Annotated in this window: 12 protein-coding genes and 1 pseudogene; 7 read left to right on the plus strand and 6 right to left on the minus strand. The window is 53.0% G+C overall.

Annotated elements, in window-relative coordinates:
* Positions 1–7: 7 nt before the first annotated feature.
* The gene (gene epmB / locus FDY98_RS08815) at positions 8–1,042 is read right to left on the minus strand and encodes an EF-P beta-lysylation protein EpmB (RefSeq protein WP_027959051.1); all 1,035 of its coding nucleotides are present in this window, start codon (positions 1,040–1,042) and stop codon (positions 8–10) included.
* 164 nt (positions 1,043–1,206) lie between these two features.
* On the opposite strand from epmB, the gene efp reads away from it, so the two are divergent.
* On the plus strand, positions 1,207–1,773 hold the full coding sequence (gene efp, locus FDY98_RS08820) for an elongation factor P (RefSeq protein ID WP_027959052.1): 567 nt from the start codon (positions 1,207–1,209) through the stop codon (positions 1,771–1,773).
* 86 nt (positions 1,774–1,859) lie between these two features.
* The gene (gene epmA, locus FDY98_RS08825; protein WP_009287746.1) at positions 1,860–2,840 is read left to right on the plus strand and encodes an EF-P lysine aminoacylase EpmA; all 981 of its coding nucleotides are present in this window, start codon (positions 1,860–1,862) and stop codon (positions 2,838–2,840) included.
* A gap of 28 nt (positions 2,841–2,868) precedes the next feature.
* Here epmA and FDY98_RS08830 read toward each other — a convergent pair whose 3' ends face one another.
* Both FDY98_RS08830 and FDY98_RS08835 read right to left on the minus strand, forming a co-directional pair.
* Positions 2,869–4,419 carry a DHA2 family efflux MFS transporter permease subunit gene (locus FDY98_RS08830; protein ID WP_009287747.1) on the minus strand — a complete coding sequence of 517 codons (1,551 nt, stop codon included), beginning with the start codon at positions 4,417–4,419 and terminating at the stop codon, positions 2,869–2,871.
* On the minus strand, positions 4,416–5,591 hold the full coding sequence (locus tag FDY98_RS08835; RefSeq protein WP_051430615.1) for an HlyD family secretion protein: 1,176 nt from the start codon (positions 5,589–5,591) through the stop codon (positions 4,416–4,418). The genes FDY98_RS08830 and FDY98_RS08835 overlap by 4 nt, the downstream gene beginning before the upstream one ends.
* 182 nt (positions 5,592–5,773) lie before the next feature.
* Between FDY98_RS08835 and FDY98_RS08840 the strand changes: the two genes are divergently transcribed.
* A complete protein-coding gene (locus FDY98_RS08840) occupies positions 5,774–6,436 on the plus strand; it encodes a TetR/AcrR family transcriptional regulator (RefSeq protein ID WP_022523985.1) in 663 nt (220 codons plus the stop codon).
* 21 nt (positions 6,437–6,457) lie between these two features.
* Here the strand turns inward: FDY98_RS08840 and asd are convergent.
* The 3 genes and pseudogenes from asd to rsgA all read right to left on the minus strand — a co-directional run bounded on the left by asd (position 6,458) and on the right by rsgA (position 9,422).
* Positions 6,458–7,290 (minus strand): annotated as a pseudogene (gene asd / locus FDY98_RS08845) (archaetidylserine decarboxylase).
* A gap of 251 nt (positions 7,291–7,541) precedes the next feature.
* Positions 7,542–8,384, minus strand: coding sequence for a sulfurtransferase (locus FDY98_RS08850; RefSeq protein WP_022523983.1), 843 nt, complete (start codon positions 8,382–8,384; stop codon positions 7,542–7,544).
* An 18-nt stretch (positions 8,385–8,402) separates the two neighbouring features.
* Entirely contained in the window at positions 8,403–9,422 is a 1,020-nt protein-coding gene (rsgA, locus tag FDY98_RS08855; RefSeq protein ID WP_022523982.1) for a small ribosomal subunit biogenesis GTPase RsgA, read from the minus strand.
* A 760-nt stretch (positions 9,423–10,182) separates the two neighbouring features.
* Here rsgA and FDY98_RS08860 point away from each other — a divergent pair.
* Genes FDY98_RS08860 through FDY98_RS08875 form a run of 4 tightly spaced genes read left to right on the plus strand, consistent with a single transcriptional unit; the run spans position 10,183 to position 15,071 of the window.
* Positions 10,183–11,205, plus strand: coding sequence for a TRAP transporter substrate-binding protein (locus FDY98_RS08860; protein ID WP_340146434.1), 1,023 nt, complete (start codon positions 10,183–10,185; stop codon positions 11,203–11,205).
* A 57-nt stretch (positions 11,206–11,262) separates the two neighbouring features.
* Positions 11,263–13,080 (plus strand): TRAP transporter large permease subunit, encoded by a 1,818-nt coding sequence (locus tag FDY98_RS08865; RefSeq protein ID WP_155705794.1) that lies wholly within the window; start codon positions 11,263–11,265, stop codon positions 13,078–13,080.
* 12 nt (positions 13,081–13,092) lie between these two features.
* Positions 13,093–14,292, plus strand: coding sequence for a mandelate racemase/muconate lactonizing enzyme family protein (locus FDY98_RS08870; protein ID WP_027959057.1), 1,200 nt, complete (start codon positions 13,093–13,095; stop codon positions 14,290–14,292).
* 11 nt (positions 14,293–14,303) lie between these two features.
* Positions 14,304–15,071 (plus strand): SDR family oxidoreductase, encoded by a 768-nt coding sequence (locus tag FDY98_RS08875; RefSeq protein ID WP_027959058.1) that lies wholly within the window; start codon positions 14,304–14,306, stop codon positions 15,069–15,071.
* Positions 15,072–15,111 lie beyond the last annotated feature (40 nt).

Raw genomic sequence — 15,111 nt, forward strand, 5'->3', positions numbered from 1 at the left:
ACATGCGTCACAACGGCGTTTTACTTCCCCTTCCAGGAATTTCTCGCACTAGGCGTGGCATTAAGAAGCCGGGTAAATGATCGCGAAGATGAGCAACCAGCTCGCGTGCTTCGCTGTCCGGCACATCAAAATGCGCAGCGCCTTGCACAGGATCCAGTACATGCAGGTAATAGGGCAGAATACCTGCTTCGAATAGCCGTTCAGAAAGTGCGGTAAGGGCCGTGACACTATCGTTCACATTGCGCAGCAGTACACTCTGGTTGAGTAGTGTTGCACCCGCCTGCTTAAGGCGCGCGCAGGCGTCTACCACCGCCTGGTCGATTTCATTGGCGTGGTTAATATGCAACACCACCACCTTTTGCAGGCGTGTAGAGGAAAGCCAGCCAAGCAGAGCGTCATCGACCCGATCGGGAATCACCACCGGCAGGCGGGTATGAATGCGTAGCCGTTTTAGGTGCGGGATGCTTTCTAGCTGCTCCACCAGCCATGCCAACTGGCGATCGCTGGCGGCCAACGGATCGCCGCCAGACAGAATCGCCTCGTGAATAGTGGTGTCAGCGCGCAGGTAATCCAGCGCTTCCTGCCACTGCGCTCTGGAGGGTGAGTTATCGCTATAGGGAAAATGGCGGCGAAAGCAGTAGCGGCAGTTGATGGCACAGTTGGGGCTGGCGATAAGCAGCACTCGGCCAGCATACTTATGGATCAGCCCTTTGGCGGGCCGATGTTCGGCTTCTTCAAGCGGATCGACGACGTAGCCATGTGGCGTTAGTGCTTCCTCGCCAAGCGGCAGTACCTGACGCAGCAGCGGGTCGTTTATGTCGGCATAGGCTATTCTGTTGAGGTACGCTTCAGGCACACATACGTCAAACAGTGCATGTCCAGCCTTGGCGCCCGCCAACCAGTCGTGGCTTAGGCCCAGCCGTTCGCATAGTGTTTGCGGGTCACGAATGGCATGAGAAAGCTGCTGCTGCCAAGTGGAATGCGCCAGTGAGTCGCGATGGCTTTGCGTTTCAGACGCGGCAATAATGATGTTCTCCTGCAAAAAAGCCCTCCTTCGGGTTATCATGCGCGCACTTATTTAACGACGCCATTTGCAACGCTGCTGGCATATAGCTACTGGTATATAAACCTGCTGACAGTGGCAAAGTATGGCTTCGCGCACCACCTGTTGATACAAATAACTGAAATGGATGATTGAGAGACATTATGGCGAACTATTCTACCAACGAATTCAAGGCCGGTCTGAAAGTAATGCTCGACGGCGATCCTTGTGCAATCGTTGAGAACGAGCTGGTCAAGCCCGGTAAGGGGCAGGCGTTTAACCGAGTTAAACTGCGGAATTTGATGACTGGCCGCGTAGGTGAGAAGACTTTCAAATCCGGTGACTCGCTGGAAGGTGCCGATGTCATGGATTTAGAAATGGAGTATCTCTACACCGATGGTGATATGTGGCACTTCATGAAGACCGATGGCTCGTTTGAGCAGTATGCGGTAGAGAAAAAAGCGCTAGGCGATACCGTCAAGTGGCTGAAAGAGCAGGTGCCCTATATCATTACGCTTTGGGATGATAAGGCCATTTCCGTGACGCCGCCTAACTTTATCGAGTTGGAAGTCGTGGAAACAGATCCCGGTTTGAAAGGCGATACGGCACAGGGTGGTTCTAAGCCTGCGACGTTGTCTTCTGGCGCTGTGGTGCGTGTGCCGCTCTTCATTAACCAGGGCGAAGTGTTGAAAATCGATACGCGCAGTGGGGACTACGTCTCACGCGCTTGATCGCTTTCCAGGGCGCTTGTATGTCTTAATGGCCACGCTTTGTGCGTGGCCATTATTATTTAAGGTGATTTTTTCAAGGAGTCGTTATGGCCATTGATTGGCAACCCTCAGCGTCCTTTGAAACGCTGCGCGAACGGGCGCGGTTAATGGCCAAAGTGCGCGCTTTTTTTGCCCAGCGTGACGTGCTGGAAGTGGAAACGCCCGTGCTGGGGCAGGGGGGAAGCACGGATATCCATTTGGTGTCGCTGCACACTCTGGCGCGCACGGACAAAGGGCAGCGCCGTCTATGGCTACAAACCTCCCCTGAATTCCATATGAAGCGCTTGCTCGCAGCGGGCAGTGGGCCGATCTTTCAGCTTGCGCGAAGTTTTCGCGATGGCGAAATCGGCGCCCGCCATAATATTGAGTTCACTATGCTGGAGTGGTATCGGCCGCAATTTACGCTGGATCAACTGATTGATGAGACTGCGACGCTCATTATGTCACTGTTGCCCAGTTTCCCCGGCCCACCTGTGCATTACCGCTACCGGGAGTTGTTTCATACTTACGTAGAGGTTGATCCGTTCACGACGTCTCTGGATAGGCTGAGGGCGATAGCTGCCGAGCGGGCACAAATGTCTGCCCAATCCTTAGCTGATGAAGGCCGCGAGACCTGTCTTGACCTGTTAATGAGCGTGGTGATCGAGCCGCAGTTAGGCCAGCAGGAGCTAAGCGTGGTAGTTGATTATCCGGCTAGCCAAGCAGCCTTGGCGCGACGCCATCAAGATGCAGATGGTGAGTGGGTGGCTTCCCGCTTTGAGGTCTATCTTAACGGTATTGAGTTGGCTAACGGCTACGATGAGCTGACCGATGCGGCTGAGCAGCGCACGCGCTTTGCTGAAGATAACGCTGAGCGCCGCCGTTTGGGCTTACCGGAAGTGGATGTGGATGAGCGGCTGCTGGCCGCACTTGAGCACGGAATGCCCGAAGGCGCCGGTGTGGCGCTGGGGATAGATCGCTTGATTCAGTTGGCACTCGGCAAAGCACGCCTGGAAGACGTGCTTACATTCTCAACGCCCAGCTGTTAGCGGCTAGTTGCTAACAGGCTGCAAGCCGTCAAGCCGAAATCCTCCGCAGTAGGAATACCAGCGGTACGCTGGCAATGTAGATCAGTCCCATCCAAGTAAAGATGTCGTTAAAGGCCAGCACTTGTGCCTGCTGAGAGACTCGTTGCGCCAGCATGGCGACGGCGGTGTGATAGGTATCGGGCACCGAGCCGGCGAGCATCGCTTGGTATTTGGCGATCTCCGCTACCACGACCTCGCGGCTAGTATCGATAGCAGGAATGAGCTGATTCCAGTGAAAGTCCTCGCGGATGTCGCGCACCGTATCGATCAGCGCCAGTCCCATGGCACCCCCCAGGTTGCGCATCACGTTAAAAAGCCCGCTGGCGTTGCCTACCTCGCTCGGCGGCAGGGTGCCCAGGGCAATACGCGAGGCTGGAATGATACACAAGATCAGCCCCATGCCGCGCACGATCTGCGGCACGCAGAACTGCCAAAAGCCCGACTCCACGGTAAGATTGGCGTTCATTATGGTGCCCACGCCGACCAGCAGCAGGCCCATAAACAGCATAATGCGCAGATCGAGGCGGTTGGACAGCTGACCGACAATAGGCGCGCAAAGAAACATCGTCAGCCCGGTGACGAACATCACCTGGCCAATTTGCAGGCTCGAATAGCCGCGCACATAGCCAAAAAACAGCGGCATGATGTAGACCAGCCCGTAGAGCGCGATGCCGATGATAAAGCCCATCCCGGCGCCGATGGCAAAGTTGCGGTTGGTAAAGGCGCGCAGATCGACGATTGGGTGGTCGCTGCGCAGGGTGCGGATGAAGAACCAGGCTCCCGCCACTAGGCAGGTCAGGCTGAACAGCAAGATTCGCTGGCTGGCAAACCAGTCATCGCCGGGCCCTTCTTCAAGCACAAACTCTAGCGAGCCCAAAAACACCGCGATCAATACCAGGCCGATCAAGTCCAGGTGGCGCGCGACCGCGTGGTTGGGTTTGTCGATATCGAGAAATGTCCAGGCGGCCCAGCAGACCAGAACGCCGGGGATCACGTTGGCCAGGAACAGCCAGTGCCAGCTGAGCGTCTCGGTGATGTAGCCGCCCACGGTGGGACCCACCGAGGGTGCCATGGTGACAACCATGCCGATCACCGCCTGCACGCTGCCCATCACCCGGCGGGGAAAGATCGAAAAGCTAACTGCCTGGGTAATGGGTATCATCGCTCCGCCCATAAAGCCCTGAATAGCGCGCAGCACGATCAGTTGCTCGATCGAGGTGGCCAGCGCGCAGCCCAGGCTCGCCAGGGTGAAGCCGACGCACGACAGGGTGAAGGCTACTCGAGTGGAGAGAATGCGCATCAGCATGCCCGACAGCGGGATCATCACAATCTCGGCGATCAGGTAAGCGGTCTGCACCCAGGAGATTTGATCCTCGCTGGCTGAGAGCCCCGCCTGGATTTCGTTGAGCGAGCTGGCGACGATCTGAATATCCAGAATTGCCATGAACATGCCAAACACCGCAGCAATGAAGCCAATGCGCTGTGGCCAGGGTGGCATGTCGTTAACGCCCGTCACCGAGCCGGCGACCGTCTCGCTCATGACTTGGGCCGCTCCGCTGCCAACTGCTGGGCAGGGCGGGAGTCATTTTGTGGTTCAAGATGACGAGTATCGATCTCGGGCACGGCCGATAGCCCGGCGCGCAGTTGGCTCAGCGCCTCGGTGGGGCCGGTGACGCGGATCTTGACCGGCACCCGCTGGACGATTTTGTTGAAATTGCCGGTGGCATTGTCCTGGGGCAGCAGGCTGAACTCGGTGCCGGTGGCTGGCGACAGGCTGTCGACGATGCCTTCGTAGGTAATATCCGGGTAGGCATCCAAATGCACCGCGACTGGCTGGCCGACGCGAATCCGCTCGAGCTGGGTCTCCTTAAAGTTGGCTGCCACGTAGGCCGACTCGATGGGTACCAGTTGCAAAAGCGTCAGCGACGGCTGCGCTAAGGTGCCGACCTCAACGCGTAGATTGCCAATCACGCCGTCCCGGGGGGCGACGATGCGGGTCTTATCCAACTGGTGGCGAGCATAGTCAAGATCGGCGCTAGCGGCGTCCAGATTGGCTTCAGCGCGGGTCACGTCGCTCTCGGCCACGGCTAGCTGCCGCCTGGCCGAGACAACCGCTGCTTGGCTTTCGGCAAGCTTTGCCTGGGCGACACTCAGTGCGGCCTGGTCATCTTCGCGCTGCTGACGGGAGCCATAGTTGTTGGCGGCAAGCGACGAGGAGCGCTCCAGATGCTGGCGCGCCTGGTCGAGATTAGCCTGGGCCGCCTGCTGCTGAGCCGTGGCCTGATCGATAGCCGCCTGTTGCAAATCTACCTGGCGGTGTGATTGGGCGATTGAGGCTGCGGCCACTGCCTGCTGGGCCTCGGCCTGGGTCACCTGGTCGCGGTAGCTCTCGGCGTCTAGACGTATCAGCAGATCGCCTTGCTTGACCGTTTGGTTATCATCTACCGCCACCTCGACGACCCGCGCTGATAGCTCGGCGCGTACCGCGACGCTGTCGGTGCGCACGTAGGCATTATCGGTCTCTTCCATGAAGCGCCCGGTTTGCCACCAGCCCATGCCCCACCAAATTAGCGCCGCCAGGACGATAATCCCCGCCACCATAGCGAGTAACTTGCGGCTAGTTTTGCCGCTGGAGTGGGCATCTTGACCCGCGACGGTATGGCTGCTTTGGCGCTCATCCGGGGGCTCGCCCGGCTTAGTATTCGATGTCATGACCACTCCTTAAGGCAATAGCACTCCTGCTAGGGGCTCCCTGTGAGGCAAAGACACCTCCCTTGGGAAAAAGACAAATAGTGTAATGAATGCTACATTACATTTCCAGGGCAAAAAATATTACTTCTGTGCGCCGCGTCTTTATAATTAATCCTTCTTTATATACCTCTATAGGAGTGTCAATGCCACGCTCAACCGCGCCAGATATGCTCGGTCGCAACATAACTGATGGCGTAACGTCGCGCGGCGTGGCGCGCCGTGAACGTTTGCTGGATGCTGCCCGGGATGTTTTTCTTGAACAGGGCTATGCCGGTGCCAGCGTTAACGAAGTGGTTGCCCGCGCCGGCGGATCTTTGGCGACGCTGTATAAGCAGTTCGGTAACAAGGAGGGATTATTCACAGCGGCGATGGAGCGTCATATCTCCACCGCTTGGGCAGTGCTGGAGGAGGGGCGACGGGATCACCAAGCCCTAGAGCAGGTGCTGTACGAGCTAGGCCGCCGAATGCTGACGTTGGTGTTCGAGCCGGGCGTGATCCGTTTAGTTCGCGGCTTAGCCTTTGAGGCCGAACGGGCTCCGGAGCTTGGTGAGCTGTTTCTCACTCGCGGCCCCGACCAGACCCGTCAGGCGCTAGCTGCTTACTTAAGCGAGCAGGTGGATAGCGGCCGTCTTGACCTCGACGATCCGCGTGAAGCGGCCGGTATGTTTATGGGCATGTTGCTTGGTGAATGGCACATTGACGCTCTGCTTGGTCGCCATGTGCGTCTTGACGAGACGCGGTGCAACGCTCGAGCTCGACGCTGTGTCGAGCTCTTCCTCTCAGGTGCGGCTAGTGCTTCGACCTAGGTCGTTCAGGGGGAAAGGTCATCAATAAGCTCCCAGCGTTTGCCCCATCTGCACCATGCTGCCCAGCGGATTGTTTGCGAAATTGGGCGGCTTGGCGAAACACATCACCACCGTTGAGCCGAGCTTGAAGCGGCCCATCTCAGCGCCTTTTTCAAGTGTGATAGGTTGGCTAAATTGTGTGCGCTGAGGGCAGCCCGCAAGCGGCGTCACCTGCCCTGACCAGACGGTTTCGATGGCAGCGACGATCATTGCACCAACCAGTACCATCGCCATGGGGCCGTGCTCGGTATCAAAGATACATACTAAGCGCTCGTTGCGGGCGAAGAGGCCTGGCACGCAGTTGGCAGTGGCTTGGTTGACCGAGAATAGTCGCCCCGGCACGTAGATCATTTCCCTAAGCGTACCCGTCACCGGCATGTGCACCCGGTGGTAGTCCGAGGGGAGAGGTAAATGGTGGCAAAGCTGCCGCCTAAGAACTCTTCTGCCAGTGCCGTATCGCCGCCGAGCAGGGTTTGCGCGGAGTAGGTGTGGCCTTTGGCCTGCACCAGTTGTCCGGCCTGTAGGCGTCCGTATTGGGAGAGCGTACCATCGGCGGGGCTGAGAATACCGTCGCCTAGCGGGCGGGCATCCGCTTTGAGCGCACGGGTGAAGAAGTCGTTGAACGTAGCGTAGGCGGTAGGGTCTGGCTCTAGCGCCTGGCTCATATCAACGTTGAAGCGTTTGATAAACGCTTTAATCAAGGTGTTTTTCACCCAGGGATTGTCACACTGGGCGAACTGGCCGGTTAGGCGCGAGATCGCGTGGTGAGGCAGCGGATATTGGAGTAGCGAAAAGGTTTTTTGGGAAAGAGTCACAGTGGTTACTTTTTGGCAGTGGCTTGTAGTGGGATATTGCCATTAAGAGCTACCCCGGTGACAGGTCTACGAGGGGGCGCTGTGAACCCTTCCTTGGGCGCTACATTTGCCATCTGACCGCCATGGATGGCGGAAATGCCGGAATGGTATGGAACATTTTCCGGCCATGGCAAATGACCCCCTCTACAACCTGTCCCCGGCGCTCTTGATCGAGCACATATTTGTTTTAAACATTGGGGAAGAGTGTGTTATTACTTTTCAATCGGTGTGTCGTCGCGGTTGCCCCATTCACCCCAGGAACCCGCATAGCCGCGCATATTAAAGCCTAGCGCCTTGCCCACCAGCCAGGTGAAGCTGCTGCGGTGGTGGCTTTGGCAATGGGTGGCAATTTCCATGTCGGGCGTGAGGCCCAGGGCGCCTAGCTCGGTGATCAGCTCGGCGTAATCGCGTATACGTAGCGCGCGGTTGCGATCCATGGCATGGAGCCAATCCATATTGACCGCCCCCGGAATATGGCCCAGGTGCTTGTTGTTACCGCGTAAGCCATCGTACTCATCTTTGGAGCGCGCATCCCATACCGCAAACTGCCTATCATCGAGCTTTTCTTTGATTTCGTCGCAGGTAATCAGGGCTTGGGGGTTGAGAAACTCAGCGTGGTATTCGCTGGGGGTTGGGGCGGTCGGTTCTGTGCTCTCTTCCAGGCCCGCATCGCGCCAGGCGTGAATGCCGCCGTTCAAATAGGAGTAGCGGGTGTGGCCGATCAGGTCTAGCGTCCACAGTAACCGTGCCGCCCAACCGCCGCCTTCGTCGTCGTAAGCGACCACGTGAGTATCGCGGGTTAAGCCCAGGGCACTGAACAGCCTTGATAGCGCCTCGACGCTGGGAACGTCGCTGGGCACAGGCCCTTCACCGCGCATCAAGTAGCGAAAATCGAGGAAGATAGCCCCAGGCACATGGCCCTGGCGATAGCTATCGCCGTTGACCGGTACATCGATAATCAGCAGCTGTGGGTCATCCAAATGTTCCTGCAGTTGTTCGGGCTCAACGATTAGCGGCAGCAGGTTGGATTCCGACGATTGGCTTTCGGTGCTCATGAGTAACTCCTCTAAATCCTAGCTATCCAAGCTATCAAGTATGCGCCGGTAGCTGGTAAAGCGTGCTGGATGAATCTTGCCTGCCTCGACCGCTGCGAGTAAAGCACAGCCTGGCTCATTGCGGTGGCGGCAGTCGCGGAAGCGGCAGTGACCAATATAGTCGTGAAACTCGATAAAGCCGTCGGTGACTTCCTGCTCGTTGAGGTGCACCAGGCCAAACTCGCGAATACCCGGTGAGTCGATGAGATCGCCGTCGGCCACTTCAGCGCGACTCATGGTATAGAGGCGTGCCGTGGTGGTGGTGTGAGTACCTTTGCGCGAGTCTTCCGAGAGCGCGCCAATGCGCAGGGTTTCATCGGGTAGCAGCAGGTCGATTAGCGAAGATTTGCCCACGCCGCTTTGACCGACGAATACCGAGGTGCGGCCTTCAAGCTGGCTGCGCAGATCATCCAGCCCGGTTTCGGTAGCGGTGGTGGTGCGTACGACGGGATAGCCCAAATCGCGGTAGCGTTCTAATAATTTGCCTAACTCGCCGCCATCTTCTGGCAGCAGGTCGGTTTTATTGAGCACCAGCACTGGCGCTATACCGGTGGCCTCGGCGGCGACCAGATAGCGATCGATAAGGTTGGCGTGAGGTGCGGGTTCGACCGCAAATACGATCAATAGCTGATCAATATTGGCGGCCACCGGTTTGAGCAGGCCGCGAGCGTCGGGGCGCTTTAGCACGCTGTCGCGCTCTTCCCGTGCCACCACCACGCCGGAGCCTTCTTGCCCTGCGCGCCATATCACTCTGTCGCCGGTAACTAGGCCATCCAAGTTGGCGCGTAAGTGACAGCGCACCGGTTCATTATCGCTATTGCGCACCTCCAGGGTGCGTCCAAAGTGAGCAACGACACGGCCCGGCTGTTCGGCACCGTATTCACCGGCGGCGAGTTTTTCAGCATCTTGCACATCGCGCTTTTCGGCGCGCTGGGCACGTTCCGCCTGGACTTTCTCGACTCGCCACTGCTGCTGGCGACTTAATTTACGTTTGCTCATGACCACCTGATGATCGCTACAATAGATGTCATTGTACCTATCAAAGGTGTGATTGTACTTATCAAAGATGCCATCAAGTAGCCAAGCTCTCCTTTGTAGCTGCTTGAAGGGTCTATTTTCAGTGTTATTTAAGAAACCTCTGATTAACTATTGCGCTCGACCATACGGCGTTAAAAATCGCCTCAAAATGCTCATTTACAACCCGTAAACTCCGCTTTTTCGTTGATTTTTGCCTTGTCTGGCCTTCACTCATTACGTTAATCAGAGGCTCCTTAAGTATTATTTTGTTTTTCACTATTCAGGTTGCATTCAAGTCCGCTACTTATTGCAGTGCTCTCATCAACACCTAAAGGCTAAGCATTACAAGGTATCGTAACCGTGCTAAAGGTGAGATTCGCGAAGGTTGTGCGCTCGCTCTGTCTGGTGAAATGTCTCAAGAGCACTCATCAATTAGTATAAGGCATTGTAGCTGCTCACTACGCATTTACTGTGGGCGTCAAATCAGATGACCTTATGTCGTATGCACCTGAAATCGGAGTGGCTCTCGTAAGGAAGTGTTTTATATAACATAAAATGTATTCTTATACATTTTATGTTCTGAGCCAGGCTGAATTATAGGGTTGTATAAGCATAGGTCTCACTAGTCTTTTTATGGGTCTTTAAAAAATCTTCACCAAGGGCTATTTGACACAGCAATCTGAGGGCTGCTATTAATATTTTGTGATATATCACAGCATGCATCGCAAACATGGAGCAGCTTATGAAAACTATAAAAAGATCTATCGTAGCAGCGCTTGGCATTGCTTTACTCACGCCTTTAACCAACAGTTACGCGCAAGATGTAACAACGCTTAACTTTCAAACGCATCATAGTTCCTCATCGCTACAAGGGGAGGCTCTTATTAGATTTGCCGATTTGGCAAACGAAATGTCAGGCGGTAGTTTAGATATAAAAATGCATACTGACTCAGCAGTAGTGAAAGCGTCTGAGGCATTTGAGTCAGCCAGCATGGGAATTATTGATGGTGATGCAACAGGGGCAGGATATATAACGGTAAAATCCAGCCTTCAATTTTATGGCGATATCATGGGAGGGTACAACACACCTCACGAGTTAATCGGTTGGTATAAAGATGGAGGTGGATTAGAGCTAGCTAACGAACTATATCACAAGTTTGATATGCACTTGGTTGGTGTGTTTGTCGCGACTCCTGAAGCGCTCAGCTCGACTACTGAGTTAGCGGGGATAGAAGATATAGATGGTTGGAAGTTCCGCTCTCCTCCTGGTATGGAGTCTGAAATATTTGCAAGTTTGGGAGCTGGCCCAGTTGTAATGCCCTTTGGTGAAGTGTTTACGGCGATGTCCACAGGAACCGTTTCCGGCGCGGATGCATCCACCTTGGCAGTGAATAAAGGTTTAGGTCTCTACGATATAGCAGAGCATGCTACTTATCCGGGTTTTCATTCAATGCCCATTGAGCACGTGGCGATGAATCTTGAAAAGTGGAATAGCCTTAGTGAAGCAGAGCAACAAATACTTCGTTCTGCTCTGGATACCATTGCATTGGAGATAGTTCAAGACTCCACGATGCTCGATCGTCAAGCAGCAGTAGAACTTAGACAAGAAGGTGTAACTCTACACGATTGGAGCGAGGAAGACCGTCAGGTATTCAGGGAAGCAGCTCAAGCAGTGTGGGAAGATTGGTCGACACGTAGTCCTGAAGCGAAAGCCGCGTACGATTCACATATCGCCTATATGACGAAAATAGGCATCCTTGAATAGATGAAAATGCCAATAAACCGAGGCCATTAGGCCTCGGCTTACTCAAGGAGAGACTCTATGCCACCTGCTAAGCATAAGTCATCGATTGCAAAAACAATAACGGCACTTTTTTCTTTGCTGCTACTCGTGATTGTGGCCGTCACTTTTTACGAAGTGTTAGCCAGGTATATATTTAAATCTCCCACCCTGTGGGCCAATGAGCTGGCACTTTGGTTATCTGCGATTCTTTATGCGGCGGCAGGTGTCTATGCAATGCAGCTCGACCAACACCTCCGTATTACCGTCTTATATGACGCTTCGCCATCTTGGCTAAAGCGAGTATTCGACTGTATCCAGCTTATTTGCGTGCTTACTTACTGCTTGGCGGTATCCTGGTTCGGTTGGCCCAGTTCATGGAAAGCATTGTCAACGTGGGAGCGCTTTGGTACCGCTTGGAATCCTCCCATACCTGCGACAGTCAAGCCTGCCATAGTGTGCGCAGCACTGATAATAGCGATCTACGCGATTATCAATTTCGTCAACAATATGCGGGGATCGACACTCGCTCACTGGCTGAGGAGAAGGGACGTGTCGATTGAGTTAATTACCCTAGTACTTGTTCTTGGCGTTCTATTTCTGATGGCCATAGGTGTGCCGCTGGCCTTTGCTGCGGGCTCTCTTGCGATCACAATAGCTTATTTTAATTATGGTACTCCCGTCATCGCCATTGCCCACAAAACGATATATGGGCTGGCTACTGAGTATGCGTTACTCTCTATTCCGTTGTTTATATTTATGGCAACGCTGTTAGAAAGATCGAGAATAGCTCACGACCTTTACAATAGTCTCAATAAACTATTTGGACACCGAAAAGGTGGGGTAATGACCGTTACGCTTGTTATATCCATCTTTATGGCTGCCATAAGCGGTATCATAGGTGGTGAGATTGTTCTGCTCGGTCTAGTGGCTCTACCTCAAATGTTGAGGCTTAACTATGATAAAAAACTGGCAATTGGCGTGATCTGTGCTGGCGGTTCCTTGGGGACAATGATCCCTCCGTCAATTGTGCTAATTGTTTATGGGCTCACCGCCGAAGTCTCAGTACATAAATTGTTTCTCGCTTCATTTGTTCCAGGCTTTGTATTAGCGCTTGCCTATTATGCTTATATCTATATTCGTTGTACGTTAAATCCAAATCTAGCCCCAATGCCTGATAAAGTAGAAGTCGAAGCCATTGGTTGGAAGGACATTATCCATGGCTTCCTTCCGTTTCTGTTGCTAATTTTTATCGTGTTTGGGTGCATCTATGGAGGAGTAACATCAATTACAGAAGCAGCTGGGGTAGCTGTGGGCGCCACCCTTATGGTGATATATGCACGCAAAGAGCTTTGCAAAGAGTTAGTGTGGCAAGCGCTTAAAAGGACGCTCCTGTCATGCGGTATCATTTTATGGGTAACTTTTGGCGCAGCTGTATTAATTGGAATATACAATCTCTCAGGGGGGCAGCAGTATGTTACTAGCTTTATTGCTGGGCTAGGTATTTCTCCTTTTGCAACAATCTTGGTTATGATGCTAGTGTTTTTTGTGCTTGGGCTGTTTATGGATTGGATTGGAATACTGCTTCTTACAATTCCTATTTTTGTACCCATTGTAACTCATTTAGGTTATGACCCAGTATGGTTTGGTGTTCTCTTCTCACTAACGATGCAAGTTGCATTTTTGTCACCTCCATTTGGACCGGCTGCATTTTATTTGAAAAGTGTTGCCCCACCTGAGATCAGCCTTCAGACAATATACGCTTCGCTTTGGCCATTTATGCTTATACAAATAGCAATACTGGTATTTATGTTGGCTTTTCCTGGTATAGCACTTTGGTTGCCTGCCGCACTCAGCTAAAAAGGATTAAAAATGAAAATAACAGCGATAAAAACATATCGACTAAAAGAATTTTCCAATGTGCTTTGGGTGCACGTTGAAACGGATGCAGGTATCGTCGGTTTAGGTGAAACATTTTATGGTGCTGGGGCTGTAGAGGCCCATATACACGAAACACTTTCCGAGCGGTTGTTGGGCAAAGATCCTCTTCATATTGAGGCTTTGCACAAAGAGATGGTATCACTCCCCATGGCGCAGTCTTCAACAGGCGCTGAATACCGCGCAGCCTCTGCTATCGACATAGCTCTCTGGGATATCTTTGGTAAAGTATGTAACCAGCCAGTCCACCAAATGTTAGGGGGGGGTTGTTGGGAGAAAATTCGTATATATAACACTTGCGCAGGTTATCGTTACGTTCGAACCAACAATATCAAGCCGGTTTCAAATTGGAATATAGGTGCCTCAGAGGGGCCTTATGAGGATCTGGACGGCTTTATGAACCGCCCAGCGCAGTTAGCTGAAAATCTCCTGGAGTCGGGTATTACGGCAATGAAAATCTGGCCATTTGACCCCGCTGCTGCTGAGACGCGTGGCCAGTACATCACCTCACCGCAAATGAAAAAAGCGATAAAACCTTTCGAAGAAATACGTAAGGCTGTTGGCGATGAAATTGACATCATGGTTGAGTTTCATTCTCAGTGGAATTTACCGACCGCAAAAAATATTGCTAAGGAATTGGAGCAATTTAATCCCACTTGGTATGAAGACCCCATCCGAATGAACTCACCGCAAGCACTTGCTGAGTTTGCCGCTTCTACCTCTGTTTGGACGTGTGCCAGTGAAACGCTTGGCTCTCGTTGGCCCTATAAAGACATGCTGGATCGTGACGCAACCCATGTGGTTATGGTCGATCTCTGCTGGACAGGGGGGTTAACAGAAGGGCGCAAAATAGCCTCCCTTGCCGAAACCTGGCATCGCCCTTTTGCTCCTCATGACTGTATTGGCCCGGTCGGGTTTGTGGCCGCCATTCATATGTCGTTTAGCCAGCCAAACACGCTCATTCAGGAGAGTGTAAGAGCTTTTTATCGAGGCTGGTACACCGAGTTGGTAACGGCTGTACCCAAAATCGAGAATGGCTTTGTATACCCCATGGAAGGGCCAGGGCTTGGTGTTGAGCTTCTGCCCACTTTCTTTAAACGCTCCGATTTGAGCGTGAGAAAAACGTCACTTTAAAGGAGATACCCATGGCAACGAATCTTTTTGATTTAACAGGTAAAACCGCTCTCATTACCGGCTCTTCACGGGGCTTGGGTCGCGCTTTTGCCGAGGGGCTTGCCAGTGCTGGAGCTTCGATCATCCTTAACGGAATGAACCGAGAGCGACTAGAAGCTGCTGAAAGAGAGATGACTCAGAGTGGCTATCATGTCGAAATCGCTGCTTTTGATGTCACCGATGAAAGCGAGGTTAAATCAGCCTTCGCTAAATTCGATAAAGCTGGTATCAATATTGACATTTTGATTAATAATGCCGGAGTGCAGTTTAGAAAGCCGATGGTTGAGCTTGAAACATCCGATTGGCATCGTGTAATTGATACTAATTTAACCTCAGCTTTTGTTGTCGGCAGAGAAGCGGCAAAAAGAATGATTGAGCGTGGTTACGGAAAGATAATTAATATCGGATCCTTAACCAGTGAGCTAGCCCGGGCAACGGTTGCTCCCTACACGGTAGCCAAGGGCGGCGTTAAAATGCTGACTAAAGCCATGGCTGCTGAGTGGGGAGAGTATGGAATCCAGGCCAACGCTATTGGCCCAGGTTATATGTTGACTGATATGAATGAGGCCCTAACCACTAACCCCGATTTTGATGCATGGGTAAAAAGTCGAACACCAGCCCGCCGTTGGGGGAAACCTGAGGAACTCGCAGGAACAGCCATTTACCTTAGCTCCGCTGCTTCAGGCTATGTTAATGGACAAATAATTTATGCTGATGGCGGCATGATATCAGTGCTATAGGGGGCCTTTATGCAAACAATAGTCATACACTCCCCGGTGA

It is taken from the genome of Halomonas sp. PA16-9 (genome assembly GCF_009728585.1).
In the GTDB taxonomy this organism is placed as follows: Bacteria; Pseudomonadota; Gammaproteobacteria; order Pseudomonadales; family Halomonadaceae; genus Vreelandella; species Vreelandella titanicae.